General features: G+C 64.7%; 24 protein-coding genes, 1 pseudogene and 1 riboswitch. Of the genes and pseudogenes, 7 read left to right on the top strand and 18 right to left on the bottom strand.

What is annotated here, in order from left to right; genetic code table 11:
- Nucleotides 1-253 precede the first annotated feature (253 nt).
- The gene (locus ACVW16_RS10140; RefSeq protein WP_456736049.1) at nucleotides 254-688 is read left to right on the top strand and encodes a hypothetical protein; all 435 of its coding nucleotides are present in this window, start codon (nucleotides 254-256) and stop codon (nucleotides 686-688) included.
- 97 nt (nucleotides 689-785) lie between these two features.
- Here ACVW16_RS10140 and ACVW16_RS10135 read toward each other — a convergent pair whose 3' ends face one another.
- Together ACVW16_RS10135 and ACVW16_RS10130 are read right to left on the bottom strand one after the other, a co-directional pair.
- Entirely contained in the window at nucleotides 786-1,481 is a 696-nt protein-coding gene (locus tag ACVW16_RS10135) for a glutathione S-transferase family protein (RefSeq protein ID WP_456736048.1), read from the bottom strand.
- Between the two features lie 116 nt (nucleotides 1,482-1,597).
- A complete protein-coding gene (locus ACVW16_RS10130) occupies nucleotides 1,598-1,990 on the bottom strand; it encodes a hypothetical protein (RefSeq protein ID WP_456699101.1) in 393 nt (130 codons plus the stop codon).
- Nucleotides 1,991-2,210: 220 nt separating this feature from the next.
- Between ACVW16_RS10130 and ACVW16_RS10125 the strand changes: the two genes are divergently transcribed.
- A complete protein-coding gene (locus ACVW16_RS10125; protein WP_456736047.1) occupies nucleotides 2,211-2,939 on the top strand; it encodes an SDR family oxidoreductase in 729 nt (242 codons plus the stop codon).
- 156 nt (nucleotides 2,940-3,095) lie between these two features.
- Here ACVW16_RS10125 and ACVW16_RS10120 read toward each other — a convergent pair whose 3' ends face one another.
- A complete protein-coding gene (locus tag ACVW16_RS10120; protein ID WP_456699099.1) occupies nucleotides 3,096-3,614 on the bottom strand; it encodes a mismatch-specific DNA-glycosylase in 519 nt (172 codons plus the stop codon).
- A 48-nt stretch (nucleotides 3,615-3,662) separates the two neighbouring features.
- Between ACVW16_RS10120 and ACVW16_RS10115 the strand changes: the two genes are divergently transcribed.
- The 3 genes from ACVW16_RS10115 (at nucleotide 3,663) to ACVW16_RS10105 (ending at nucleotide 5,378) form a co-directional block, all read left to right on the top strand.
- On the top strand, nucleotides 3,663-4,208 hold the full coding sequence (locus ACVW16_RS10115) for an HD domain-containing protein (protein ID WP_456736046.1): 546 nt from the start codon (nucleotides 3,663-3,665) through the stop codon (nucleotides 4,206-4,208).
- A gap of 380 nt (nucleotides 4,209-4,588) precedes the next feature.
- The gene (locus tag ACVW16_RS10110) at nucleotides 4,589-4,789 is read left to right on the top strand and encodes a hypothetical protein (RefSeq protein WP_456736045.1); all 201 of its coding nucleotides are present in this window, start codon (nucleotides 4,589-4,591) and stop codon (nucleotides 4,787-4,789) included.
- Between the two features lie 388 nt (nucleotides 4,790-5,177).
- Nucleotides 5,178-5,378 carry a hypothetical protein gene (locus ACVW16_RS10105; RefSeq protein WP_456736044.1) on the top strand — a complete coding sequence of 67 codons (201 nt, stop codon included), beginning with the start codon at nucleotides 5,178-5,180 and terminating at the stop codon, nucleotides 5,376-5,378.
- A 109-nt stretch (nucleotides 5,379-5,487) separates the two neighbouring features.
- On the opposite strand, the gene thiC is transcribed toward ACVW16_RS10105, so the two are convergent.
- From thiC to ACVW16_RS10075, 6 genes are all read right to left on the bottom strand, one after another.
- A complete protein-coding gene (thiC, locus tag ACVW16_RS10100) occupies nucleotides 5,488-7,386 on the bottom strand; it encodes a phosphomethylpyrimidine synthase ThiC (protein WP_456699095.1) in 1,899 nt (632 codons plus the stop codon).
- Between the two features lie 162 nt (nucleotides 7,387-7,548).
- The gene (locus tag ACVW16_RS10095; RefSeq protein ID WP_456736043.1) at nucleotides 7,549-8,211 is read right to left on the bottom strand and encodes a thiamine phosphate synthase; all 663 of its coding nucleotides are present in this window, start codon (nucleotides 8,209-8,211) and stop codon (nucleotides 7,549-7,551) included.
- The gene (locus ACVW16_RS10090) at nucleotides 8,198-8,980 is read right to left on the bottom strand and encodes a thiazole synthase (RefSeq protein ID WP_456736042.1); all 783 of its coding nucleotides are present in this window, start codon (nucleotides 8,978-8,980) and stop codon (nucleotides 8,198-8,200) included. The genes ACVW16_RS10095 and ACVW16_RS10090 overlap by 14 nt, the downstream gene beginning before the upstream one ends.
- Nucleotides 8,981-9,137: 157 nt before the next feature.
- The gene (gene thiS / locus ACVW16_RS10085) at nucleotides 9,138-9,335 is read right to left on the bottom strand and encodes a sulfur carrier protein ThiS (RefSeq protein ID WP_092228243.1); all 198 of its coding nucleotides are present in this window, start codon (nucleotides 9,333-9,335) and stop codon (nucleotides 9,138-9,140) included.
- Nucleotides 9,326-10,351 carry an FAD-dependent oxidoreductase gene (locus tag ACVW16_RS10080; protein WP_456736041.1) on the bottom strand — a complete coding sequence of 342 codons (1,026 nt, stop codon included), beginning with the start codon at nucleotides 10,349-10,351 and terminating at the stop codon, nucleotides 9,326-9,328. Before ACVW16_RS10080 ends, thiS begins: the two co-directional genes overlap by 10 nt.
- A riboswitch (TPP riboswitch) is annotated at nucleotides 10,340-10,483 on the bottom strand. (Overlaps the previous gene by 12 nt.)
- Before the next feature lie 77 nt (nucleotides 10,484-10,560).
- Nucleotides 10,561-11,106: a transglycosylase SLT domain-containing protein gene (locus ACVW16_RS10075; protein WP_456736040.1), complete on the bottom strand. Its 546-nt coding sequence runs from the start codon at nucleotides 11,104-11,106 to the stop codon at nucleotides 10,561-10,563.
- A gap of 224 nt (nucleotides 11,107-11,330) precedes the next feature.
- Here ACVW16_RS10075 and ACVW16_RS10070 point away from each other — a divergent pair, with 224 nt between their 5' ends.
- Nucleotides 11,331-11,531: a hypothetical protein gene (locus tag ACVW16_RS10070; protein ID WP_456699090.1), complete on the top strand. Its 201-nt coding sequence runs from the start codon at nucleotides 11,331-11,333 to the stop codon at nucleotides 11,529-11,531.
- Between the two features lie 58 nt (nucleotides 11,532-11,589).
- Here ACVW16_RS10070 and ACVW16_RS10065 read toward each other — a convergent pair.
- Both ACVW16_RS10065 and ACVW16_RS10060 read right to left on the bottom strand, forming a co-directional pair.
- Nucleotides 11,590-12,201: pseudogene (locus ACVW16_RS10065) on the bottom strand (sensor histidine kinase); the annotation flags it as partial.
- A gap of 17 nt (nucleotides 12,202-12,218) precedes the next feature.
- Entirely contained in the window at nucleotides 12,219-12,344 is a 126-nt protein-coding gene (locus ACVW16_RS10060; protein ID WP_456736039.1) for a hypothetical protein, read from the bottom strand.
- 181 nt (nucleotides 12,345-12,525) lie between these two features.
- Here ACVW16_RS10060 and ACVW16_RS10055 point away from each other — a divergent pair, with 181 nt between their 5' ends.
- The gene (locus ACVW16_RS10055; RefSeq protein WP_456699086.1) at nucleotides 12,526-13,053 is read left to right on the top strand and encodes a PRC-barrel domain-containing protein; all 528 of its coding nucleotides are present in this window, start codon (nucleotides 12,526-12,528) and stop codon (nucleotides 13,051-13,053) included.
- 70 nt (nucleotides 13,054-13,123) lie between these two features.
- On the opposite strand, the gene ACVW16_RS10050 is transcribed toward ACVW16_RS10055, so the two are convergent.
- The 7 genes from ACVW16_RS10050 to ACVW16_RS10020 all read right to left on the bottom strand — a co-directional run bounded on the left by ACVW16_RS10050 (nucleotide 13,124) and on the right by ACVW16_RS10020 (nucleotide 21,531).
- On the bottom strand, nucleotides 13,124-14,332 hold the full coding sequence (locus ACVW16_RS10050; protein WP_456699085.1) for an ABC transporter substrate-binding protein: 1,209 nt from the start codon (nucleotides 14,330-14,332) through the stop codon (nucleotides 13,124-13,126).
- Nucleotides 14,333-14,508: 176 nt separating this feature from the next.
- Complete coding sequence (locus ACVW16_RS10045; protein WP_456699084.1) at nucleotides 14,509-15,339, bottom strand: ABC transporter permease; 831 nt, start codon at nucleotides 15,337-15,339, stop codon at nucleotides 14,509-14,511.
- Nucleotides 15,336-16,598 (bottom strand): ABC transporter permease, encoded by a 1,263-nt coding sequence (locus ACVW16_RS10040; protein WP_456699083.1) that lies wholly within the window; start codon nucleotides 16,596-16,598, stop codon nucleotides 15,336-15,338. The genes ACVW16_RS10045 and ACVW16_RS10040 overlap by 4 nt, the downstream gene beginning before the upstream one ends.
- 69 nt (nucleotides 16,599-16,667) lie before the next feature.
- Entirely contained in the window at nucleotides 16,668-17,726 is a 1,059-nt protein-coding gene (locus ACVW16_RS10035) for an ABC transporter substrate-binding protein (protein ID WP_456736038.1), read from the bottom strand.
- A gap of 53 nt (nucleotides 17,727-17,779) precedes the next feature.
- The gene (locus ACVW16_RS10030) at nucleotides 17,780-18,889 is read right to left on the bottom strand and encodes an ABC transporter ATP-binding protein (RefSeq protein WP_456736037.1); all 1,110 of its coding nucleotides are present in this window, start codon (nucleotides 18,887-18,889) and stop codon (nucleotides 17,780-17,782) included.
- A gap of 131 nt (nucleotides 18,890-19,020) precedes the next feature.
- A complete protein-coding gene (locus ACVW16_RS10025) occupies nucleotides 19,021-20,589 on the bottom strand; it encodes a DUF4403 family protein (RefSeq protein ID WP_456736036.1) in 1,569 nt (522 codons plus the stop codon).
- A gap of 303 nt (nucleotides 20,590-20,892) precedes the next feature.
- Complete coding sequence (locus ACVW16_RS10020; RefSeq protein WP_456699079.1) at nucleotides 20,893-21,531, bottom strand: Vgb family protein; 639 nt, start codon at nucleotides 21,529-21,531, stop codon at nucleotides 20,893-20,895.
- Nucleotides 21,532-21,549: the final 18 nt, after the last annotated feature.

Below are 21,549 nucleotides of genomic sequence, written 5' to 3'. Positions count from 1 at the left end.
ACGGATATGTCAGAAGCGGGGCCGCGTGCTCCGATACGAAAGCGCGAAAACAACCCCATGCACAGTAGAAATCAATGGCCGGCCGAATTCGGTAAAACAAAAATTCGTCTTGACCCGTCGGGCAAAACATCGGCAGGATGGCATCGTGGGGTGATGCGGGTGCCCCTTCATGTTGCCGCCGCGATCGATCAGGTAAATTGCGGTTTCTGATTCGCTTATCCCCCTGCAGAAAAATAGCCTCCGGAGACGCCCCATGAAGTTTGCTTCCACCTTGCGTGCCGCGCTCGTCGCTTTGGCCGCGCTGGCCGGCCTCACGACCTCGGCGATGGCCGATGGCGGCACCGTGGTGCTGACGATCTACAAGGCGGGCTGGATCATCGGCGGTTCGGGCGGCTCGGGCGTGCTGAACTTCCGCGGCCGCTCCTATGCACTCTCGACCGGCGGCCTCGACTACGGCCTCGTCTTCGGCGGCTCCAAGACCGTGTTGCGCGGCCGTGTCTCCAACATCATCAGGCCTTCCGATGTCGCCGGCGTTTACGGCGCGGCCGGTGCCGGCCTCGCGGTCGGCCGCGGCGCCCGCGCCATCGTGCTGACCAACCAGAAGGGCGCGGTGCTGGAGTTGTCGGGCTATCAGACCGGCCTGATGGCGAATGCGGATCTGAGCGGGCTTGCGATCACGATGCGTTAAACGGTGCATCAACGCCGTCGTTGCGAGCGAAGCAATCCAGAGTTCCTCCGCGGCAACAGTCTGGATTGCTTCGCTACGCTCGCAATGACGGATCGAACTACTTTCCCCCCACCATTGCATGAACCCGCTCGCAATGCGTGACGAGGTTCTTCTGCGCTTCGACGAACGCCTTCAGTGGCGTCGGGATCGGAAAATAATGGATGTTCGCGATGAAGCCGTAGATGCCGGCATCGCAGCTGGTCGGCCGCTCGCCATCGACGAAACCGGTCGCCGGAAGGATCTCGGCGAGTACCTGTAAATCGGCAAGCCCGCGCGCATAGGCCTGCTCCGGCGTGTAGCGGCCGATGCCCTGATAATGATAACGCTGCGCGTTGTAGGCCTTCGCCTTCTCGAATCCATCTACGTCGATCTGCGGATGCTGCGCAATGAAGCCGTCGCGAAATGCCGGATAATAGCGCTCGTCCTTCCAGCGCGAATAGGACATCACCCAATAGAGATCATCCAGCATGCGCGTGACGAGATGATGGGTGCGGCGCTGCGCCGGCGACAGCGCGGCGTCGATGGTGAGGTGATATCTGGCGATCGCATGCGCAATGATCGTCTCGCTGTCGCCGATGGTCTCGCCGTCGTCGACGACATAGGGAAGCTGCCCGCGCGGAGCCGCGGAGGCATCGAACACATGCTCATGCGCGAACGGAACGCCCGACAGTTTCAGGAAGGCGTAGACCTTGAGCCCGTAGCCGTTGTTGTCGGCGACGCCGAACAATGGCGGGTAGGAATAGAGGGTCAGCATGATGGCACCTCTTTGCGCATATCAATCAAGCCGGCCGCCTCTTGAACACCTCTCCCTCCGGGAGGAGGTGATCCAAGTCCACGGCTCACATCGGTTCAATCAATCTCATCTCGCTCTCAGCGCGCTGACAGCTTGGCCTTGTCATCGGTGGTGGCAGCCTGCGCGCGCTTGCTGGAGCGGATCATCAGGAACGAGCCTGAGGTGCCGGGCAGCCGCCAGCGACCGTCGATCTCGGTCGCCTCTCCATTCATGATGCCGTCGTACTGGACGATGTCGAAGCCGTAACCCGGCGGCTCGTAGCGCTTGACGAACGACACGGCGTGGCCTGAGCGATGGCCAGTAATCGAGGCGCTGTGGGTACGCAGCGGGCAGCGCGGGTTCGAGCAGGGCTCGGTCACGCTGCCGCTCAGCGCACCGCCGGCCTCGACCAGCGTCGCCGTGAACGTGACCATTCCCGTGCCGGGCTGGATGTACGTGCCGTCCCAGACACCGGAGAGATCGTCGCTCATTTGCGGCGGCTTCCTCGACATATGCGCGCCGGGTGAGGCCCGGCCGGACCACTCTGTGCTTCCTCTCGAAGTCGTATCGCTGCCGTGAGGCGCTTGCAAGTCTCTGCGTGCGACGTCGATCGATCGGAGAAGGCCTGACCGGCCTTACGAAGCCGGTGATCCGCGTCGCCAATTCGTTTGAGATCGCTATACTGTCTGACCTCAGCAGGATGGTGATCTCATGGCAAGACAATTGGAAGGCAAAATTGCCGCCGTGACCGGGGCCGCGTCGGGCATCGGGCTCGCGAGCACCGAGGCGATGTTGGCCGCCGGCGCGCGCGTGGTGATGGTCGACCGCGATGAGGCGGCGCTCAACGCGCTCTGCGACAAGCACGGCGAGGCCGTGATGCCGCTGGTTATCGACCTCCTGGATCCCGGGGATTGCGCAACGCTGCTCCCGCGCGTCCTGGAAAGGGCAGGGCAGCTCGATATCCTGCATGCGAATGCAGGCAGCTATGTCGGCGGCGATCTGGTCGATGCCGACGTGACGGCGATCGACCGGATGCTGAACCTGAATGTCAACGTCGTGATGAAGAACGTGCACGACGTGCTGCCGCACATGATCGCGCGCCGGACCGGCGACATCATCGTCACGAGCTCGCTGGCGGCGCATTTTCCGACGCCATGGGAGCCGGTCTACGCGTCGTCGAAATGGGCGATCAACTGCTTCGTCCAGACCGTGCGGCGCCAGGTCTTCAAGCACGGCATCCGCGTCGGCTCGATCTCGCCCGGCCCGGTCGTCACCGCGCTGCTCGCGCACTGGCCGGCCGAGAAGCTGCAGGACGCGAGGGACTCGGGCAGCCTGCTGGAGGCCAGCGAAGTGGCTGAAGTCGTGATGTTCATGCTGACGCGCCCGCGCGGCATGACCATCCGCGACGTCGTGATGATGCCGACGAACTTCGATTTGTAGGCGCGGGCTCGTAGGGTGGGTTAGCCGCCCGCAAGCGCGATCGTGAATCAGGCGAAAAATGCAAGGCGTAACCCACCACGTATGTTTCCGCGGCGACAGAAGCGGTGGGTTACGCCGCGCGGCCCGCGCTTCGCGCTTCCGCGCAGCTAACCCACCCTACGAATCAGAACCAATCCACCTCGCAAGCTCCCGCCACGGCTCCAGCGTCCAATGTCCCGACGCCGCCCCCGATGGCGACGGCAGCACGAAGATCTCCGGCAAGCTCGCATCGCGCACCTGCCGCCCCAGCGAAATCGCAGCTGACGCCCGGCCGTAAAACAAGCTCGCTGCCTTCTTGCTCGTGAACGCAATCGTCCGCGGCTGGTACGTCTTCATCTTTGCCCTGAAGCCGGATACGTCGATCGTGTCAGGTGCGATCTGATGATCCATCCCCGCGCCCGATTTGGAGAGATCGGTGAAGCCGATCCCGAGCTCGATCAGCGCGGCGAACTCGCTTGGCTGATAGCGCCGCGGCGTGATGCCGGCCTCGTGGATCGCGCGCCAGAAGCGGTTGCCGGGATGGGCGTAGTAGTGCCCGAGCTCGGCCGAACGCGTCGAGGCGGCGGTGCCGACGAAGACGAGGCGCAGATTTTCGCGGAGCTGGTCGGGGAGGCGGTGCAGATCGCTATCGGACATCTTGAGCCATGGCTACCATCTCCGCAGCATTCATCCTATACCTCGGCGATGGACCGCCAAGCACTGGCCGCCGCCTATGCGGCACCCGGCCGCCATTACCACAACCTCGCACATATCGAGGACTGCCTCGCCGTGCTCGCGCAAATCGAGGGCCTCTCGGCGAGCGAGCGCGAGATTTTGTCCGAGGCGATCTGGTGGCACGATGTCGTCTACGATCCGACCCGCTTCGACAACGAGGAGCTCAGCGCACAACTGGCCGAACGGCACGTGCGCGCCGACATCAGCAGCGAGGTCGGCCGCCTGATCCGCCTGACGCGGATGCACGAGGTCAAGGCCGACGATCGCCTTGGGGCCATCCTGATCTCGATCGACCTCGGCATCCTGGGCGCGGAGCCGGCGCGTTACGACGCCTATGCCGCCGCCATCCGGCAGGAGTTCATCCATGTCAGCGACGCCGACTATCGCGCCGGCCGCGCCGCGGTGTTGCGCCGGTTCGCCGCCCGCCCGGTCATCTATCCCGACTCCAGCTTCGCCGCCACATACGACCGCCGCGCCCGCGCCAATCTCGCGCGTGAATTGGCGGCGTTGATCTGAGCTGCGTAGGGTGGGTTAGCCGCCCACAAATTTGGTCGTTCAACATGCGACGGCGCAAGGCGTAACCCACCATGTCTAGAGAGGCTTTGAATGCAAGATGGTGGGTTACGCTACGCTAACCCACCCTACGAGCTGGGCGCCGAGCCGGCGCGCTGCGACGCCTATGCCGGCGCCAGCGGTGTTGCGCCGGTTCGCCGCCCGCCCGGTCATCTATCCCGACTCCAACTTCGCCGCCACATACGACCGCCGCGCCCGCGCCAATCTCGCGCCTGAATTGGCAGCGTTGATCTGAGCTGCGTAGGGTGGGTTAGCCGCCCACACGCATGGACTTTCAACGCGCGACGGCGCAAGGTAACCCACCATGTCTAGACTGGCCTTGGATGCAAAGTGGTGGGTTACGCTACGCTAACCCACCCTACGAGCTGGGCGCCGAGCCGGCGCGCTGCGACGCCTATGCCGGCGCCGCGGTGTTGCGCCGGTTCGCCGCCCGCCCGGTCATCTATCCCGACTCCAGCTTCGCCGCCACATACGACCGCCGCGCCCGCGCCAATCTCGCGCGTGAGTTGGCAGCGTTGATCTGAGCTGCGTAGGGTGGGTTAGCCGCCCACAAATTTGGTCGTTCAACATGCGACGGCGCAAGGCGTAACCCACCATGTCTAGAGAGGCTTTGAATGCAAGATGGTGGGTTACGCTACGCTAACCCACCCTACGAGCTGGGCGCCGAGCCGGCGCGCTGCGACGCCTATGCCGGCGCCAGCGGTGTTGCGCCGGTTCGCCGCCCGCCCGGTCATCTATCCCGACTCCAGCTTCGCCGCCACATACGACCGACGCGCCCGCGCCAATCTCGCGCGTGAATTGGCGGCGCTGAGCTGAGCCGCGTAGCTGCGTAGGGTGGGTTAGCCGCTCACACGCATGGACTTTCAACGCGCGAGGGCGCAAGGTAACCCACCATGTCTAGACTGGCCTTGGATGCAAAGTGGTGGGTTACGCTACGCTAACCCACCCTACGAGCTGGGCGCCGAGCCGGCGCGCTGCGACGCCTATGCCGGCGCCGCGGTGTTGCGCCGGTTCGCCGCCCGCCCGGTCATCTATCCCGACTCCAGCTTCGCCGCCACATACGACCGCCGCGCCCGCGCCAATCTCGCGCGTGAATTGGCGGCGCTGAGCTGAGCGGCGTAGCGTGGATCAAAACATGATTTACGTTGGTGTAAGCAATAGTACTCGTAAAAGAGGTCGGGCTGTCAGCCCGACCTCGGTTTGAGTAAGTGCAGAGTTCCCCTCACAACACCCGATTGCTCTCTTTCACCTTCTCGGCATCGAGATACAAGCTCTCGCCCATCTCCTTGAACTTCGCGCTCATCTTGGCCATGCCGTCTTCGGCGGTGCCGGCCATCGACATGCCCACGCTGTTCGGATCGTTGAGCGTCGCCGCGTAGTCGCGCACGTCCTGCGTGATCTTCATCGAGCAGAATTTCGGGCCGCACATCGAGCAGAAATGCGCGACCTTGTGGGCTTCCTTCGGCAGGGTTTCGTCGTGGAAGCTTTTTGCGGTATCGGGGTCGAGGCCGAGGTTGAACTGGTCGGTCCAGCGGAATTCGAATCTCGCGCGGGAGAGGGCGTCGTCGCGCAGTTGCGCGGCGGGGTGGCCCTTGGCGAGATCGCTGGCGTGGGCCGCGATCTTGTAGGTGATGACGCCGGTCTTGACGTCGTTGCGATCGGGCAGGCCGAGATGCTCCTTCGGCGTCACGTAGCACAGCATGGCGCAGCCGAACCAGCCGATCATCGCCGCACCGATGCCCGAGGTGATGTGGTCATAGCCCGGCGCGATGTCGGTGGTCAGCGGTCCCAACGTGTAGAACGGCGCTTCGCCGCACTCCTTCAGCTGCTTGTCCATGTTGATCTTGATCTTGTGCATCGGCACGTGGCCGGGGCCTTCGATCATGACCTGGCAGCCCTTGTCCCATGCGATCTTGGTCAATTCGCCGAGCGTTTCGAGTTCGGCAAATTGCGCGCGGTCATTCGCGTCCGCGATCGAGCCGGGACGCAGGCCGTCGCCGAGCGAGAACGAGACGTCATACTTGCGCATGAGGTCGCAGATCTCGTCGAAATGCGTGTAGAGGAAGCTTTCCTTGTGATGCGCCAGGCACCACTTCGCCATGATCGAACCGCCGCGGCTGACGATGCCGGTGACGCGGCTGGCGGTGAGGTGGATGTATTGCAGGCGGACACCGGCGTGGATGGTGAAATAATCGACGCCCTGCTCGCACTGCTCGATCAGCGTGTCCTTGTAGAGCTCCCAGGTCAGCTTCACGGGATCGCCGTTGCACTTCTCCAGGGCCTGGTAGATCGGCACCGTGCCGATCGGCACGGGCGCGTTGCGCAAAATCCATTCGCGGGTGGTGTGGATGTTGCGCCCCGTCGAGAGGTCCATCACGGTGTCGGCGCCCCAGCGGATCGCCCACACCATCTTCTCGACCTCTTCCTCGACCGACGAGGTCACCGCCGAGTTGCCGATATTGGCGTTGATCTTGGTCAGGAAGTTGCGGCCGATGATCATCGGCTCGAGCTCGGAGTGGTTGATGTTGGAGGGGATGATGGCGCGGCCGCGCGCGATCTCTGAGCGCACGAACTCCGGCGTGATGAAGGCGGGCACCGCGGCGCCGAAGCTCTCGCCATCGGCCAGCGCGGCTTCGGCGCGCTCGAGCTGCTGCTTGCGGCCGAGGTTCTCGCGTGCGGCGACGTAGATCATCTCCTTGGTGATGATGCCGGCGCGGGCGAATTCGAGCTGCGTGATCTTGTGGCCGTCGAGGCCGCGCAAGGGCTTGTGATAGGCGCTGAACGCGCGCGCGGCGTTGTCGGTGGAGACGCTGCCATTGTCCTCCGGCTTGATCTGCCGGCCCTCATATTCCTCGACACCGCCGCGCTCCAGTACCCACTGCTTGCGGTTGCGGGGAAGGCCGGCGTTCACGTCGATGGTCACGGATGGATCGGTGTAGGGGCCCGAGGTGTCGTAAACCGGCAGGTTCGGCTCGCCGGCACCTTCCGACAGGATGATCTCGCGCAGCGGCACGCGCAGATCGGGCGCGGCGTCGGGCGAGGCGAAGATTTTTCGCGAGGAGGGAAGCGGGCCGGTGGTGACGGCGGGGACGGTCTTGTCGGGATTGGAGCGGATGTTCATGGGATCCTCCTTCTAATTGGTATGAATGCTGTCGCTGTCGTCATCCTGAGGTGCGCGCACTTGCGTGCCTCGAAGGATGAAAGAGCCGGGCCGTCGCCTTTCGAGGGCCGCTGAAGAAGCGGGCCACCTCAGGGTGACGGATCAAATGGGGACGGACATGCATCATGCTGCCTCCGTAGCCTGGCCGAGCCACTGCCGTACGCGGGCATCGGGGTCGGCGTTCTGGGTGACGTCGCTGACCACCGCGATGGAATCCGCGCCCGCGGCAAAGATCTCCGCGGCGTGCTCGAACTTGATGCCGCCGATCGCGACCAGCGGGATGTCGCCGATGCGCTTCTTCCATTCCGTGATCTTCGGAATGCCCTGCGGTTCGAAACGCATCGATTTCAGCGTGGTGAAGAAGATCGGACCGAGCGCGACGTAGTCCGGTTTTGCCTTCAGCGCGGTCGCGAGCTCCTCGTCGTCATGGGTGGAGATGCCGAGCGACAGGCCGGCCTCGCGGATGGCCTCGAGGTCTGCGTCGGCGAGATCCTCCTGGCCGAGATGCAGATATTTTGCGCCGGCGACGATCGCGGCGCGCCAATAGTCGTTCACCACCAGCTTGGCCTGCGTGCCTTGCGTGATCGCCAGCGCGTCGGTGACGATCTGCAAGGCCTGCGCGTCGTCGAGATTTTTCGCGCGCAGCTGGATGGTGCCGACGCCGAGCTTGGTCAGGCGCTCGACCCAGGCGAGGCTGTCGACGACGGGATAGAAGCGATCAGGATACGCGTAGCGATCAGGATACGCGTTGCGATCAGGATACGCGTTGCGATCAGGATACGGCATGCCAGAACGGGGTCCCAACGACAGGGGTGGAGGGGGAGGCGAAGTCGCGGGCGTTCATCAGCCCAGCCTCAAAGGCGGTGCGGCCGGCCTCACAGCCGAGGCGGAAGGCTTTCGCCATCGCGACGGGATCGGCGGCCTTGGCGATCGCGGTGTTGAGCAGCACGGCGTCGTAGCCGAGCTCGAGCGCTTCGGCGGCGTGGCTCGGCGCGCCAATGCCGGCGTCGACCACGAGCGTGATGTCGGGCAGCCGCTCGCGCAGCAGCTTCAGCGCATCGCGGTTGATGATGCCCTTGGCGCTGCCGATGGGAGCTGCCCAGGGCATGACGACTTTGCAGCCGGCATCGACCAGCCGGTTCGCGACCGAGAGGTCTTCGGTGCAATAGGGGAACACTTCAAAGCCGTCCTTGATCAGGATGGTGGCGGCTTCGACGAGGCCGATGACGTCAGGCTGCAGCGTGTCGTTGTCGGCGATGACTTCGAGCTTGATCCAGGTCGTGCCGAACAATTCACGTGCGAGCTTGGCGGTGGTCACGGCCTCGCGCACGCTGCGGCAGCCGGCGGTGTTCGGCAGCACTGATACGTCGAGCTCGCGGATCAGCTTCCAGAACGCGTCGCCCGTTTTGCCGCCGGCGGATTCACGCCGCAACGACACCGTGACGATGTTCGAGCCGGAGGCGCGGATCGCGTCCTGCATGATCGCGGGCGAGGGATAGAGCGCGCTGCCGATCAGCAGGCGGGAGGCGAAGGTTTTGCCGTAGAAGGTCACCATGTCCGAGGTGTCTCCTTGAATGACAGTGTCATCCCCGCGAAAGCGGGGATCCAGTACTCCGCGGCGGCGCGGCTGGAATCGCGAAGCCGCGGCGTACTGGATCGCCCGGTCAAGCCGGGCGATGACAGCTGAGTGTGGGGCGCGAGCTGCATCTTCCTCACCCTCCCTGCCGCGGCGTGATGATCTCGATCTCGTCGCCGGCCTTGAGGTGGGTCTCGGCCCAGCGGCTTTTCGGCACGACGTCGTAATTCAGCGCGATGGCGAAATGGGTGCCCTCGTAGTCGAGCTCCGAGAGCAACGCGTCGACGCTGGCCGAGTTTATCTCCCGCTGCTCACCATTCACGATCACGCGCATTGCATCACCTCATTGTCGATCTGGCCGCGCTCGACATAGGCGAGCGTCAGCTCGGCAAGCGCGGGGGCAAGCAGGAAGCCGTGGCGGTAGAGCCCGTTGACGCTGATCTTGCCGCCGCGCACGCCGATGCGCGGCAAATTGTCCGGATATGCCGGGCGCAGGCCCGAGCCGAATTCGACGATGCGCGCCTCGCCGAACGCCGGATGCACGGCATAAGCCGCGCCCAAGAGCTCCAGCGCGGAGCGGACGCTGACGCCGGTATCCTCGGTCTCGATCGAGGTCGCGCCCAGCATGAACAGATTGTCCTCGCGCGGGATCACGTAGAGCGGCCAGCGCGGATGGATCAGGCGGACCGGGCGCGCCAGCTGCACCTCGCTGGTCTCGATCAGGATCATCTCGCCCTTGACGCCGCGCAGCTCGCTTTGCTCGTCGCGCGCGGACAGGCCGCGGCAGTCGATCACCAGGCCTTCGGGATCAAGGTTGGCGAGATCGTTGGCGCTGACATCGCTGCCGAACCTGATGGTGCCGCCGGCGGCGACGATGCGCGCGTGCAGTTTCGGCAGCACGCGGCGCGGCTCGACATGACCCTCGGCCGGGAAGAACAACGCATCGCGGAAGCGGCCCTCCAGCGACGGCTCGAGCGCGGCAAGGCCTGCGGCATCAAGCCGGCGGTGCCCCTCGGTCATCCGGGCAAAGCGCTCGAAGTCGCTGCGCTCGCGCGGATGGGCGACGACCAGCGAGCCGTTGAAGGGCGTATCCGGCAGCTCGCGCCGCCATATGTCGAGCGAGCGCAGGCCGAGCCTGGAAATGACGGGTTCGGCGACCTCCGCCTCGCAATAGGGCGCGAGCATGCCGCCCGCCCAATGGCTGGTGGAACCGGCCATGGCGGCGTCACCGCGCTCGTGGAGCGTCACGGCATGGCCGGCCTGCGCGAACAACAGCGCCTGCCACGCGCCCGCAATGCCTGCGCCGATGATGGATACCGGTGAATCCGCTCGCTTGGTCGTCTGTAACATCCCTGTCCCTTCGCCGGCATGACCCGGATCAGGTTCAAAGGGTCACCGCGGTCCTGGGCAGGCTTGCTGAAGTGCAGGCTTGCCCGTTTAGCGGTATCTCAGCTCCTCCTCGGAGCACCCCTCGGAACGGCTCTAATGTAGGCTTGTGGGGGCCTGTGTCAACGCGTTATCGGTCGTCATGCCCGGGCTCGTCCCGGCCATGACGGTGGCTAGCGGTTGGGCGCCTGCGCCCGCGCGTTGCGGAGGTGATCGGCGAGCTTCCGGTGCGGCACGGTGCCGAACATCGGCTGCGGATTGCCATTGGGCTCGAGCCAGGCCTGGTTGCTCGTCTCGAAGCTCGCCTGTTGCACCATCTCCTGCCGCTGACGCTTTGCAGCGTAGTAATAGCCGCCCGCGAAATAGCGCACGGCGCGGTCGTGGTCGCCATTGGCGGCGTGGTAGGCGCCCGCGAGATATTTCACCGCATAGGTGAGATTGGTGTTGGGGTCGCGCAGGCCGGCGGCATCGCCGGTGTAGCCGAGGCCGCGGGCGGTCGCGAGCTTGATCTGCATCAGCCCGATGGTGCCGCCATGGCCGACCAGGCCCGGCTGATAGCGGCTCTCGCGCATGATGACGCGATGCACCAGCGCCTCCGGCACGCCGTTGGCGTGCGCATGCATCGCGACCATCTCGGCGTATTCGGCCTGGCCTGCGAATGCGGCTTGCGGCGACACCAGTCCGGCCGCAATGAAGGCGGCGACGCGTAAGATTTTCATTTAAATGTTCCTCAGCCGAACGGACCTGCACCCATGCGCTTTAGGCCGTGGGAACACGGCGATGATGTGGCGAAACGCCGCCAGCGGTGATTTTCGCCGAGCCGTCGTTTTTACGACTCAAACCTGGGTTAGGTTCAGCGCCGGCGGAGTGCAGGACGCGACAGCAGGTCTGTCCATTCCTGCATTCGCCCAAAAATCCCTAAGCAGCATTCGGGAGGACGTCCATGACCCGAGCAGAAATCGGCGACATCCCCACGCAGAACCCGTGCGCACAATGCGGCGCGCCGATCGCGCAACCCGACTGGATCGAGCAGGGCGAAGGGCGAGTGTCCTATCTCTGGACATGCCACGCCTGCAACTATCGGTTCGAGGCCATCGCGATCTACGACGAGCCCGCCGTCGAATATCCGCCGCTCGCAGCCTGAGTTGCCTTAAGAGGGCATGATCGTTCCGGAAAGCCGCTTCACGCTTTCCCGATCATGCCTACGCAGCCAGCCGCGGCTGCTGCCGAACAGGCAATTGCATCCGCACGATCAGCCCGTGCGGCTGGCCGTCGTGCAGCGACAGCTCGCCGCCATGGGCGAGCGCGATCGCGCGCGCGATCGACAGGCCGAGGCCGAAGCCGGTGGAATCGTCCATCGTGCGCGCGTCGTCGCCGCGCACGAACGGCTCCAGCATCTCGTGCTTGCGCGCGTCCGAAATGCCGGGGCCGTCGTCCTCGACGTCGATGACGAGCCTGGTGTCTGATACGTCGAGGCGGATCGTCACCTCGGCGCCGAAGCGCACGGCGTTCTCGACCAGATTGGTGACGCCGCGATGCAGATCGTCGGGGCGCGCGGCGGCCGTCGCCGATGAAGGGCCGTCATAGTGCACGACGTGGCCCATGTCGCCGAACTGGTCGGCAATGAGCTGCAGCGTGCTGGCGATATCGACCAGCGTGATCGCTTCGATCTTGCGGTCGTTGCGCAAGAGCGACAGCACGCTTTCCAGCACGGCTCTTCGGATTCGTCGTCGACGGATCCGACGAGCAGCAACTCCACCGACGGCAGCACGGCCAAGATCCTCGAGCAGTTTCTCCAGGCGCTGCAGCAGTCGCAATCATCGCGCTCGTCCTACGGCGCCAATGGCAGCGCGACGGGCTCGTCGAACAGTTCGGATTTTTCGGCGCTGCTGATCGACGACAGGAGCTGACCTGCGCGACCCAGGTCGGCGCGTTCCTCGCCGCGAACATGCTTCATCCCGGGGCGCATGATCGTCGGCGGGGAACCGTCGTCCCCACGTTCCTGAGCAGGAACTTTCTTCGCGCCGCACCGCCGCGAGGTGCAAGCGATGGGGCAACGAAATTGCCGCACGCGAGGAACTGGGCGTGGCCGTGGCTGTTCTCTCCGCACAAGTTTTCTGCTGAAGGAGAGGACAACAATGTTGATCAAATCAATCGCCGCCGGCCTTGCCGGCACCGCTTTGCTTGCGACCGTTGCGTTTGCGCAAAATCCCTCCACCACCGACAAGGCGCCCACCGCTTCGACCGCGACCACCCCGGCGACGAGTACGTCCGGTGAATGGCGTACATCGAAGATGGACGGCATCAAGGTCTATAACGATGCCAACGAGAACATCGGCTCGATCAACGATCTGCTGATGGACAAGAGCGGCAACGTCAAGATCGCCGTGATCGGCGTCGGTGGCTTCCTCGGCATGGGCGAGCATCTCGTCGCCGTGCCCTATGAGAAGCTGAAATTCGTCAATGAGGCCGTGGCCTCAACCAGCACCACGACGAACCCGAACGCCAAGCCGGCTGCGACCACGACCACCGGTGCTGCGACCGGCACCGAAAAGACGGCGACCACCACGAGCAGCTCATCGTCCAAGTGGTATCCTGATCACGCCGTGTTCAACGCGACCAAGGACCAGCTGAAGAACATGCCCGAGTTCAAGTACTCGGAGTAAATAGGATCACGTGAGTGCCTAAAGCGAAGCGCGCCCGGTTCGTCACCGGGCGCGCTGTCGTGTCTTTTTCTCACTTCACCAGCGGGCAGCCGCCTTTGTCGAGCGGGCGGAAGGCTTCGTCGCCGGGGACGGTGGCGATCAGCTTGTAGAGATCCCAGTCGCCCTTGGACTCTTCCGGCTTCTTCACCTCGAACAGATACATGTCGTGGACCATGCGGCCGTCGATGCGGATCTTGCCGTTCTTGGCGAAGAAGTCGTTGACCGGCGTCTTGCGCATCTGCTCCATCACCTTCGGCGCTTCATCGGTCTTGATGGCTTCGATCGCCTTCAGATAGTGCATGGTCGCTGAATAGAGGCCGGCCTGGATCATGGTCGGCATGTGGCCGACCTTGTCGTTGAAGCGCTTCGAGAAGGCGCGCGTCTCGTCATCCCTGTCCCAGTAGAACGCGTCCGTGACGATCAGGCCCTGGGTTGCCTTGATGCCGAGGGAGTGGACGTCGGTGATTTCCAGCAGCAGCGCGATCATCTTCTGTCCGCCTTGCGTGAGACCGAACTCGGCCGCCTGCTTCAGCGCATTGGTGGTGTCGCCGCCGGCATCCGCCAGCGCGACCACCTTGGCCTTGGAGGCCTGGGCCTGGAGCAGGAAGGAGGAGAAGTCCGAGGAATTGAGCGGATGCCGGACGTCGCCGAGCACCTTGCCACCGCTCTCCTTGACGACGTTGGCCGCGTCGCGCTCGAGCGCCATGCCGAAGGCGTAGTCGGCGGTGATGAAGAACCAGGTATCCTCGCCGCGCTTCACCATCGCCTTGCCGGCGACGTTCGACAACGCATAGGTGTCGTAGGTCCAGTGCACCGTGTTGGGTGAGCAGGCCACGCCGGTGATGTCGGAGGAGCCGCCGCCGGAATTGATGTTGATCTTGTTCTTCTCGCGCGTCAGCGCCGAGATCGGCAGCGCCACCGAGGACGTCGGCACGTCCATGACCGCGTCCACCTTGTCGTTGTCGTACCAGTTGCGGGCGATGTTGACGCCGACGTCGGGCTTGTTCTGGTGATCGGCGGACACGATCTCGATCGGCACGCCTGCGACCTTGCCGCCGTAATCCGCCACCGCCATCTCGACAGCGGCGAGCGAGCCCTTGCCGGTCGCGTCGGCATAAAGGCTCGACATGTCGGTGAGCACGCCGAGCTTGACGACGTTATCGGAAATCTGCGCCTGCGCCGTGCCGCAGGTGGCGGCGATGGCGAAGCCGGCCGTGACCGCGGCGATGAGTTTTTGCATGTCGTTTCTCCCTCAGCGTTGTTGTTCGGGGCTTGTTTGCGGGGACCGTTGTAGCGAGAAACGGTCGCGCGGGCAAAGGCAGGGAGGCATGCGGAGGGCTAGGAAATAAGGAGAGAGCCACGGTGTTCCCTTCGCCTCTCGCTGCAAGCGGGAGAGCGAGTAGCGGCGCCTCCCGTTCAGCCTTCGCCACTCCTGAGCCTCTCGTTGCGCCGGCGCAGGCCTTCCAATGTGGCAAGCAGGATGACCGAGACCGTCGTCAAAATCACCGCCGCGGCCGTGATGGTCGGGCTGATGTTTTCGCGGATGCCGCTGAACATTTCGCGTGGCAAGGTGCGCTGCTCCGGTCCCGCCATGAACAGCACGATCACCACCTCGTCGAAGCTGGTCGCGAAGGCGAACAGTGCGCCTGAGGCGAGGCCCGGCAGGATCAGCGGCAAAATTACGCGGCGGAACGCTTCGAGGGGCGAGGCGCCGAGCGAGGCGGCGGCACGCGCCAGGTTGGTGTCGAAGCTTTGCAACGTGGCGCCGACCGTGATCACCACGAAGGGCGTGGCGAGCGCGGTGTGAGCCAGGATCAGGCCGAGATAGCTGCCGGTCAGTCCGATCGGCGCGAAGAAGAAATAGAGACCGACCGCGGTGATGACACCGGGCACGACGACCGGCGACAGCACGAAAGCCAGCACCAGCGGTTTGAACCGGCTCTTCCATTGCGCGAGCCCAAGGGCTGCGAGCGTGCCGAGCACCATCGACAGCGCGGTCGAGGCGACGCCGATGATCATGCTGTTCTTCAACGAATTCATCCAGCGCGGCGAGCTGATGAAGTCGTCGTACCAGCGCAAGGAGAGGCCCGGCAGCGGATAGGTGAGGTACGAACCGGAGCTGAAGGACAGCGGCATGATCGCAAGGATCGGCGTGATCAGGAAAATGAACACCAGCGTGGAGATCAAGATCGTCGCGGTCCAGGCGATGCGCTGGCTGGGCGTGCGGAGGGAAGCGGTGTCGCTCAATTCTTCATTCCTCCCGTGACCTGCTGGCCCTGCACCAGCTTGCCGTAGACGAGCGCGAGCAGAACTGTGGCGAGCAGCAGCACCGCGCCCAACGCCGAAGCAAGGCCCCAATTGGCTGTTTCGGTGGTGTAGAGCGCGATGAAGTAGCTGATCATCTGGTCGGCTGCGCCGCCGACGAGGGCCGGCGTGATGTAGTAGCCGAGCGCCAGGATGAAGACGAGCAGGCTCCCCGCGCCGATGCCGGGCAGCGTCTGCGGCAGGTAGATCCGCAGGAAGGCGGTGAGGGGTGGCGCACCGAGCGAGGCTGCGGCGCGCATATAGGCCGGCGAGATCGCCTTCATGCTGCTGTAGAGCGGCAGGATCATGAATGGCAGGAGAACGTGGGTCATGGCCACGCAGACGCCGAAGCGGTTGTAGATCAGGCGCAACGGCTCATCGATGATGCCAAGCCAGTGCAGGCTGTCGTTGACGACGCCCTTGCTTTGCAACAGCACGATCCAGGCGCAGGTCCGGACCAGAAGCGAGGTCCAGAACGGCAGCAGTACGAAGATCATCAACAGGTTTGACCGCCCCGGCGGCAGCGTCGCCAGCAAATAGGCGACCGGAAAGCCGAGGATCAGGCACAGCGCCGTGACACCGAGGCTGATGAGGAAGGTGCGGGCGAAAACCTCGCGGTAGATCGCCTGATCCGGCGGGGCCGCGACGATCGCGCCGTCGACGTTCCTGACAAGGTCGAGCGCCGCCAGCAGATAGAAGCCGGTCACCGGGCCACTGGCCCCCTTGATCGTCGTCCAGGTGGCGCGGTCGCGCCAGGCTGCGTTGATCTTGCCCAGCGTCTCCTTGGCCGTGCCCGGCTCCGGCATTGTCTTCAGATTGCGCGCCGTGCTGGTGAGGATGGTGCGAAAACCGTTTTGGGCGTAGTTGAGCCGCTTGGCCGCGATCGCAACGGTGCCGGCGGCGCGGGCGGCCTGGATGTCGCTTGCCAGGGCCGCATAGGTCTTTTCGTCCGGCAGATCCTTGCCGTCCCAGCTGGCGAGAGCCGCGACCGTTTGCGGCAGAACCTGCCGCACCTCGCGGTCATCGACCGCGTGCCACAGCATGCCGGCGATGGGTCCGGCGAAGGTGAACAGCAGAAACAGCAGCAGGGGCACGACCAGTGCGAGGGCCTTGAACTGGCGCGCGCGCTCCGCCCGCTTCAGGCGGCGCTTGAGCGGCACGCTAGTCCCGGCATCGGTGGCGGTCAGGGACGCTACTGTCATGCGGTGATCATTTCAGGCAAGAGGCCCAGGCGAAGGAGCGCGCTTCTTCGCCTGGGCCACGCGGCCGCGCTACTTCGCGGCCCATTTGTTGAAGCGCTCGGTCAGCTTGTCGATGTTCTCGAGCCAGAAGGCCACGTTGATCTCGACTGCGTTCTTGATGTTGTCAGGCGCGGTCGGCAGGTCCTTCAGAACGGCGGCCGGCAACAGGCCGGCTGCGTCCTTGTTCGACGTGCCATAGGCGATGTTCTCCGACAATTTCGACTGGTTCTCCGCCTTGCCTGCGAAGTCCAGGAACTTGTAAGCCGCGTCCTTGTTCGGGCTGCCCTTCAGGATCACCCAGCTGTCGATGGTGAAGAGGGCGCCGTCCCACACCATGCCGAAATTCTTCTTCTCGTTCTTGTTCGCGGTGTCGATGCGGCCATTGTAGACCGAGGTCATCGCCACCTCGCCGGAGGCGAGCAGTTGCGGCGGCTGGGCGCCGGCCTTCCACCAGACGATGTCGCCCTTGATGGTGTCGAGCTTCTTGAACGCGCGGTCGACGCCCTCGTCGGTCGCCAGCACCTTGTAGACGTCCTTCGGTGCGACGCCGTCGGCCATCAGGGCGATCTCGAGTGTCGTCTTCGGGCCCTGACGCAGGCCGCGCTTGCCCGGGACTTTCTTGGTGTCGAAGAAGTCCGCCCAGCCCTTCGGTGCGTCCTTCAGCTTGTCCTTGTCGTAGCCGAGCACAAAATCATAGAGGATGGCGCCGACACCGCAGGGATTGACCGCCGGCGGAATATAGGCGGCCTCGCCGCCGATCTTGGAATAATCCAGCTTCTCGTACAGGCCTTCCTCGCAGCCGACCGCAAGCTCGTCGCTCTCGACCTGGACGAGATCCCAGGTGGCGGCGCCGCCCTGCACCTTGGCGCGCAGCACGCCGACGCCGCCATCCCAGGACTCGTCGTTCATCGGAATGCCCGATGCCTTCTTGAACGGCTCGAAATAGACCTTCTTCTGGGCGTCCTGATACGCGCCGCCCCACGAGACGACGGTGAGGTCGCGCGCCTGCGCGACCGGAGCCAGCGCAGCGCTGGCGCTGAACGCCGCGGCGAAACCCAGAGCAATCTTGCCAATCTTGCGCTTCAGCATCGTGTTTGTTCCTTCTTCATATGCGTTGCGTTGCGTTGAGGTTGATGGATGGATCAGACGGGATCGAGGGCCAGGCAGTCCTCGGGGCGGAAAGTGATGAATATGGTCTCGCCGGGTCTCAGGCGGTCATGCGCGCCCGGCTGAACCTTGACCATGAACTCGGCATTCCCCGCGACGTCGAGCACGGCGAGCGCGTGGTCGCCGAGATAGATGGTGTTCTGCACCCTGGCCGGCAGCCGGTTCGCTCCGTCGCTGGAGCTGCCATCAGGGACAATGTTGATCCGCTCCGGCCGCACTGACAGCGAGGTCGATGCGCCCGCGCCCGGGACATTGACGGCCCGCGCAGTCACGGCCCCGCCACCATCAAGCGCGACGCGGCAATATTGCTTGTCGACGGTCTCGACGGTGCCTGTCAGCACGTTGTTCTCGCCGATGAAGTGGGCGACGAAGCTGTTCACCGGATGCTCATAGAGCGCGTCTGGCCTGTCGATCTGCTGGACGATGCCGTCGTTGAACACGGCGATGCGGTCCGACATGGTGAGCGCTTCGCTCTGGTCGTGGGTGACGTAGACGATTGTGATGCCCATCGTCTCGTGCAGCTGCTTGATCTCGAGCTGCATCTGCTCGCGCAGGCGCTTGTCCAGCGCGCCGAGCGGCTCGTCCATCAGCACCAGCTGCGGATTGAAAACCAGCGCGCGGGCGAGTGCCACGCGCTGCTGCTGGCCGCCGGAGAGCTGCCCGGGCCGCCGCTGCGCCAGGGTTTCCATCTTGATCATGCGCAACGCCGCGCTGACGCGGTCCTGCGTTTCGGCCTTGCTCGTGTTGCGCACGGAGAGCGGGAAAGCGATATTCTCCGCGATCGTCAGATGCGGAAACAGGGCATAGTTCTGGAATACCATGCCGATGTCGCGCTTGTGGGGCGGCACGTTCTTGATCGGCCGGTCCGCGAGATAGATCTCGCCCCGGGTGGGGACCTCGAAGCCCGCCAGCATCATCAGCGTGGTCGTCTTGCCCGAGCCCGACGGGCCGAGCAGGGTGATGAACTCGCCCTTCCTGATGTCGAGATCGAGGTTCTTCACCACGAGGTGCTCGCCATCGTAGGTTTTCTGAATGCCGGAAAAGCGCACCAATGCCGGCGCAGATGTGACGATGCCGGCTTCCATGTCCCGCAGTGTCCCCTAAAAAGCTGTGAGCACCTCGTTCGAGGTTACGACGATCAGCTTAGCATCCTCCAACGAGAATGCCAGCGGCGCAAGCGATAACGGGCCGCGCGGATTCCGTGCATCGAACTGCACTACATCCCCGACAGCTTCGTCACGGCCACATTCAGCGTGCCGCCGGCTTCCGCGACCACGCGCAGCGTCTTGGAATCGAAGGCGATGTCGGCCAGCGTGAGACTGCTGATGACGGCTTCGACCCTGACGCCGTCCTCGCTCTTCTGGAAGTCGGCGATGACGGCCGCGATCTTCTCGCGCGCGTTGGCGGCGATCGGCTTCAGATCGAGCGTCGCCTTCTGCACCAGCGCCTGCTGCATCTGCGGCACCACCGCGCGGGCGGCGGCCCCTAACAGGCCGAACGCCGCTTCGGATTCCACCGCGAGCTGGATGTCGGCGAGCCGCAGCGTCTGCTGCTCCTGGTCGAGCATCGGCCGGCCCCAGATGTGCACGGTCGCCTCGGCGCCGAGCCCGAGCCAGCTCTTCTTCTCCTTGGCGCGCACCAGCAGCGAGATCAAGAGCCGATCGCCTGACGGTACGACGTTGACGCTCTTCACGGTGACCTCGACCGGACCGGAGCCGTCCTCGGGATAGGTGTGGCCGACCATTTGCGCCGCGATCAGCTTGTTGATCTCGGTGAAGGGGACGTCGATGGGAACGCCGATGTTCACGCCGGTGCCGGTCGGCGGCACGATCGAGATCTTGTCGGGGAACGGGCAGTCCGGCTTGGTCTGGGTCGAGGTCACGCGCGTCTCGGCCTCGAGGCCCAGCAGCAGCGTCACATTCTGCGCGTCGACGCGGGGCTGCGCCGCGATCGCGCGGGTGGGCTTCATCTCGAGCCAGAGCGGCGGCAGCGCCGCCGAGGAGCCGCTGCCTTGCAGCGGGATCGAGCGGCAGGCCTTGGCCCATTGCACCCTCGCGTTCTCGCGCAGGCTGGGGTCGTTGCGGATGCGTTCGGCAACGACGTTGAGCTGATCGTTGACCGTCTTGTCGATCAGCGGCTTCACCTGGGCCGGCACGTTGACCTTGGCGCCGGCGACCGAGAGATTGGTGTCGCCGAGATTGACCTGCGCGCCGATATTGGGCTCGAGATGCCAGGCGGCCGCGAGCTTCGGGCGCGAGGTGACGACGACGTTGCCCTTGATCTCGGCGCTGGCGTTCAAATTCTTGATGTTGATCGCGCCGATCCGTTTCGCCGCGTCGCCGCCGAGCACGCTGCCGAGCGCGTCGCCGAGCGCGCCGGTGGCCTTCCCCGACAGCGATCCTGTCACGTTCAGCTTGCCGGTGATCGGGGTCGACAGCGTCAGCACGTCCTTGTCGCCTGTCACCGACATCGGCCCGCGCGCGGCGGTCCAGCCGATATCGGCGTCTTGCAGGATCTGCGAGGCCGGGTTCTCGGCCTTGCCGGCGAAATTGCGCGGCGAGGCCTTCTCGGCCTGCTCGCGGATCGCCGACAGCGCGATCGTGACCGGCGCCACCACGATCGAGCTTTTCGACGCCGGCGGCAACGGCGGCAGCTCTGCGACCGGCGGCGCGGAATTGGTCGCGCGCGGCGATAACAGGTCCATCGCCTTCAGGCTGATCAAGAACGACGCCGCGAGCACGCCAATGGCGATCAGCACAGTCTTCAAGTTCAGTGTCGGACGCATCAATCCCCCAAGCCGCCGCGGTGAGGATTTTACAGGGTAGGCGAGCAGGGCGCTAGAGCGCACGGATGGGGTGGAATTGCGGCGGATGAGTTAATGGCGGCGGCCTGTCTCTCAGAGGTAGCCCGTCGCATGCGTGCGGCATTCGCCTAGGTCCCTCAGCAGCGTCCGCGCCAGGCAGTCGACGAACCAGAGCCGCCCGTCATGCCAGCGCGGGGCTTCCTAATATTTGCCGCCATCGAGCGACGTGGTCAGCCCGGTTTCGGTCATTTGGCGAGGAACGACATCGTCGACAGCTCATCAAAGCTAGCTGCGCCCGGGGCGGCGGACCGCGCGTACCTTGCCGCTGGCGCCGCCGCCGCAGAAGAGCCGATCGCCGCCGTCCGATTCCAGCCCTGAAACCATCGTCCCCTCCGGCAGGTCGAGCTGCTCGAGCACCTTGCCGGTATCAGGATCGATCCGCCTGATGTCGCTGTCCTCGCCCTCCCATGTGCCATGCCAGAGCTCGCCGTCGACCCAGGTCACCCCGGTCACGAACCGCTTGCTTTCAATGGTGCGCAGAATCCTGCCGCTGTCAGGGTCGATCTGGTGGATCTTGCGCTCGCGATATTGCCCGACCCAGAGCGAGCCCTCGGCCCAGGCCAATCCTGAATCGCCGCCGCCGCCGGGCGCCGGGATCGTGCTGAGGATCGCGCCGCTCGCCGCGTCGATCTTCTGGATGCGGTCCTCGGCGATCTGGAACAGATGACGGCCGTCGAACGCCGTTCCCGCATGCGCGGCGACATCGAGCGAGCGGGTGATCCTGCCGCTGTCAGGATCGACCGCACTCAGCCTGTCGCCGGACGCGAACCAGACCTGGCTGCCGTCATAGCTGACGCCATGCACGGCCTCGACGCCGTCGAAAGGCCCGTACTCGCGGATGATCTCGGCGGCTGATCGCTTCATGGCATGGTCCTTGTGCGG

This window comes from Bradyrhizobium sp. USDA 4474 (assembly GCF_054057515.1).
This window is presented reverse-complemented; position numbering and strand designations above follow the sequence as displayed.

What these genes read in the sequence shown, in the direction of transcription:
- ACVW16_RS10140 (WP_456736049.1), top strand. Translation starts at nt 254, where the DNA reads ATGAAGTTTGCTTCCACCTTGCGTGCCGCGCTCGTCGCTTTGGCCGCG.
- ACVW16_RS10135 (WP_456736048.1), bottom strand. Translation starts at nt 1,481, where the DNA reads ATGCTGACCCTCTATTCCTACCCGCCATTGTTCGGCGTCGCCGACAAC.
- ACVW16_RS10130 (WP_456699101.1), bottom strand. Translation starts at nt 1,990, where the DNA reads ATGAGCGACGATCTCTCCGGTGTCTGGGACGGCACGTACATCCAGCCC.
- ACVW16_RS10125 (WP_456736047.1), top strand. Translation starts at nt 2,211, where the DNA reads ATGGCAAGACAATTGGAAGGCAAAATTGCCGCCGTGACCGGGGCCGCG.
- ACVW16_RS10120 (WP_456699099.1), bottom strand. Translation starts at nt 3,614, where the DNA reads ATGTCCGATAGCGATCTGCACCGCCTCCCCGACCAGCTCCGCGAAAAT.
- ACVW16_RS10115 (WP_456736046.1), top strand. Translation starts at nt 3,663, where the DNA reads ATGGACCGCCAAGCACTGGCCGCCGCCTATGCGGCACCCGGCCGCCAT.
- ACVW16_RS10110 (WP_456736045.1), top strand. Translation starts at nt 4,589, where the DNA reads ATGCAAAGTGGTGGGTTACGCTACGCTAACCCACCCTACGAGCTGGGC.
- ACVW16_RS10105 (WP_456736044.1), top strand. Translation starts at nt 5,178, where the DNA reads ATGCAAAGTGGTGGGTTACGCTACGCTAACCCACCCTACGAGCTGGGC.
- thiC (WP_456699095.1), bottom strand. Translation starts at nt 7,386, where the DNA reads ATGAACATCCGCTCCAATCCCGACAAGACCGTCCCCGCCGTCACCACC.
- ACVW16_RS10095 (WP_456736043.1), bottom strand. Translation starts at nt 8,211, where the DNA reads ATGCCGTATCCTGATCGCAACGCGTATCCTGATCGCAACGCGTATCCT.
- ACVW16_RS10090 (WP_456736042.1), bottom strand. Translation starts at nt 8,980, where the DNA reads ATGGTGACCTTCTACGGCAAAACCTTCGCCTCCCGCCTGCTGATCGGC.
- thiS (WP_092228243.1), bottom strand. Translation starts at nt 9,335, where the DNA reads ATGCGCGTGATCGTGAATGGTGAGCAGCGGGAGATAAACTCGGCCAGC.
- ACVW16_RS10080 (WP_456736041.1), bottom strand. Translation starts at nt 10,351, where the DNA reads ATGTTACAGACGACCAAGCGAGCGGATTCACCGGTATCCATCATCGGC.
- ACVW16_RS10075 (WP_456736040.1), bottom strand. Translation starts at nt 11,106, where the DNA reads ATGAAAATCTTACGCGTCGCCGCCTTCATTGCGGCCGGACTGGTGTCG.
- ACVW16_RS10070 (WP_456699090.1), top strand. Translation starts at nt 11,331, where the DNA reads ATGACCCGAGCAGAAATCGGCGACATCCCCACGCAGAACCCGTGCGCA.
- ACVW16_RS10060 (WP_456736039.1), bottom strand. Translation starts at nt 12,344, where the DNA reads ATGAAGCATGTTCGCGGCGAGGAACGCGCCGACCTGGGTCGCGCAGGT.
- ACVW16_RS10055 (WP_456699086.1), top strand. Translation starts at nt 12,526, where the DNA reads ATGTTGATCAAATCAATCGCCGCCGGCCTTGCCGGCACCGCTTTGCTT.
- ACVW16_RS10050 (WP_456699085.1), bottom strand. Translation starts at nt 14,332, where the DNA reads ATGCAAAAACTCATCGCCGCGGTCACGGCCGGCTTCGCCATCGCCGCC.
- ACVW16_RS10040 (WP_456699083.1), bottom strand. Translation starts at nt 16,598, where the DNA reads ATGACAGTAGCGTCCCTGACCGCCACCGATGCCGGGACTAGCGTGCCG.
- ACVW16_RS10035 (WP_456736038.1), bottom strand. Translation starts at nt 17,726, where the DNA reads ATGCTGAAGCGCAAGATTGGCAAGATTGCTCTGGGTTTCGCCGCGGCG.
- ACVW16_RS10030 (WP_456736037.1), bottom strand. Translation starts at nt 18,889, where the DNA reads ATGGAAGCCGGCATCGTCACATCTGCGCCGGCATTGGTGCGCTTTTCC.
- ACVW16_RS10025 (WP_456736036.1), bottom strand. Translation starts at nt 20,589, where the DNA reads ATGCGTCCGACACTGAACTTGAAGACTGTGCTGATCGCCATTGGCGTG.
- ACVW16_RS10020 (WP_456699079.1), bottom strand. Translation starts at nt 21,531, where the DNA reads ATGAAGCGATCAGCCGCCGAGATCATCCGCGAGTACGGGCCTTTCGAC.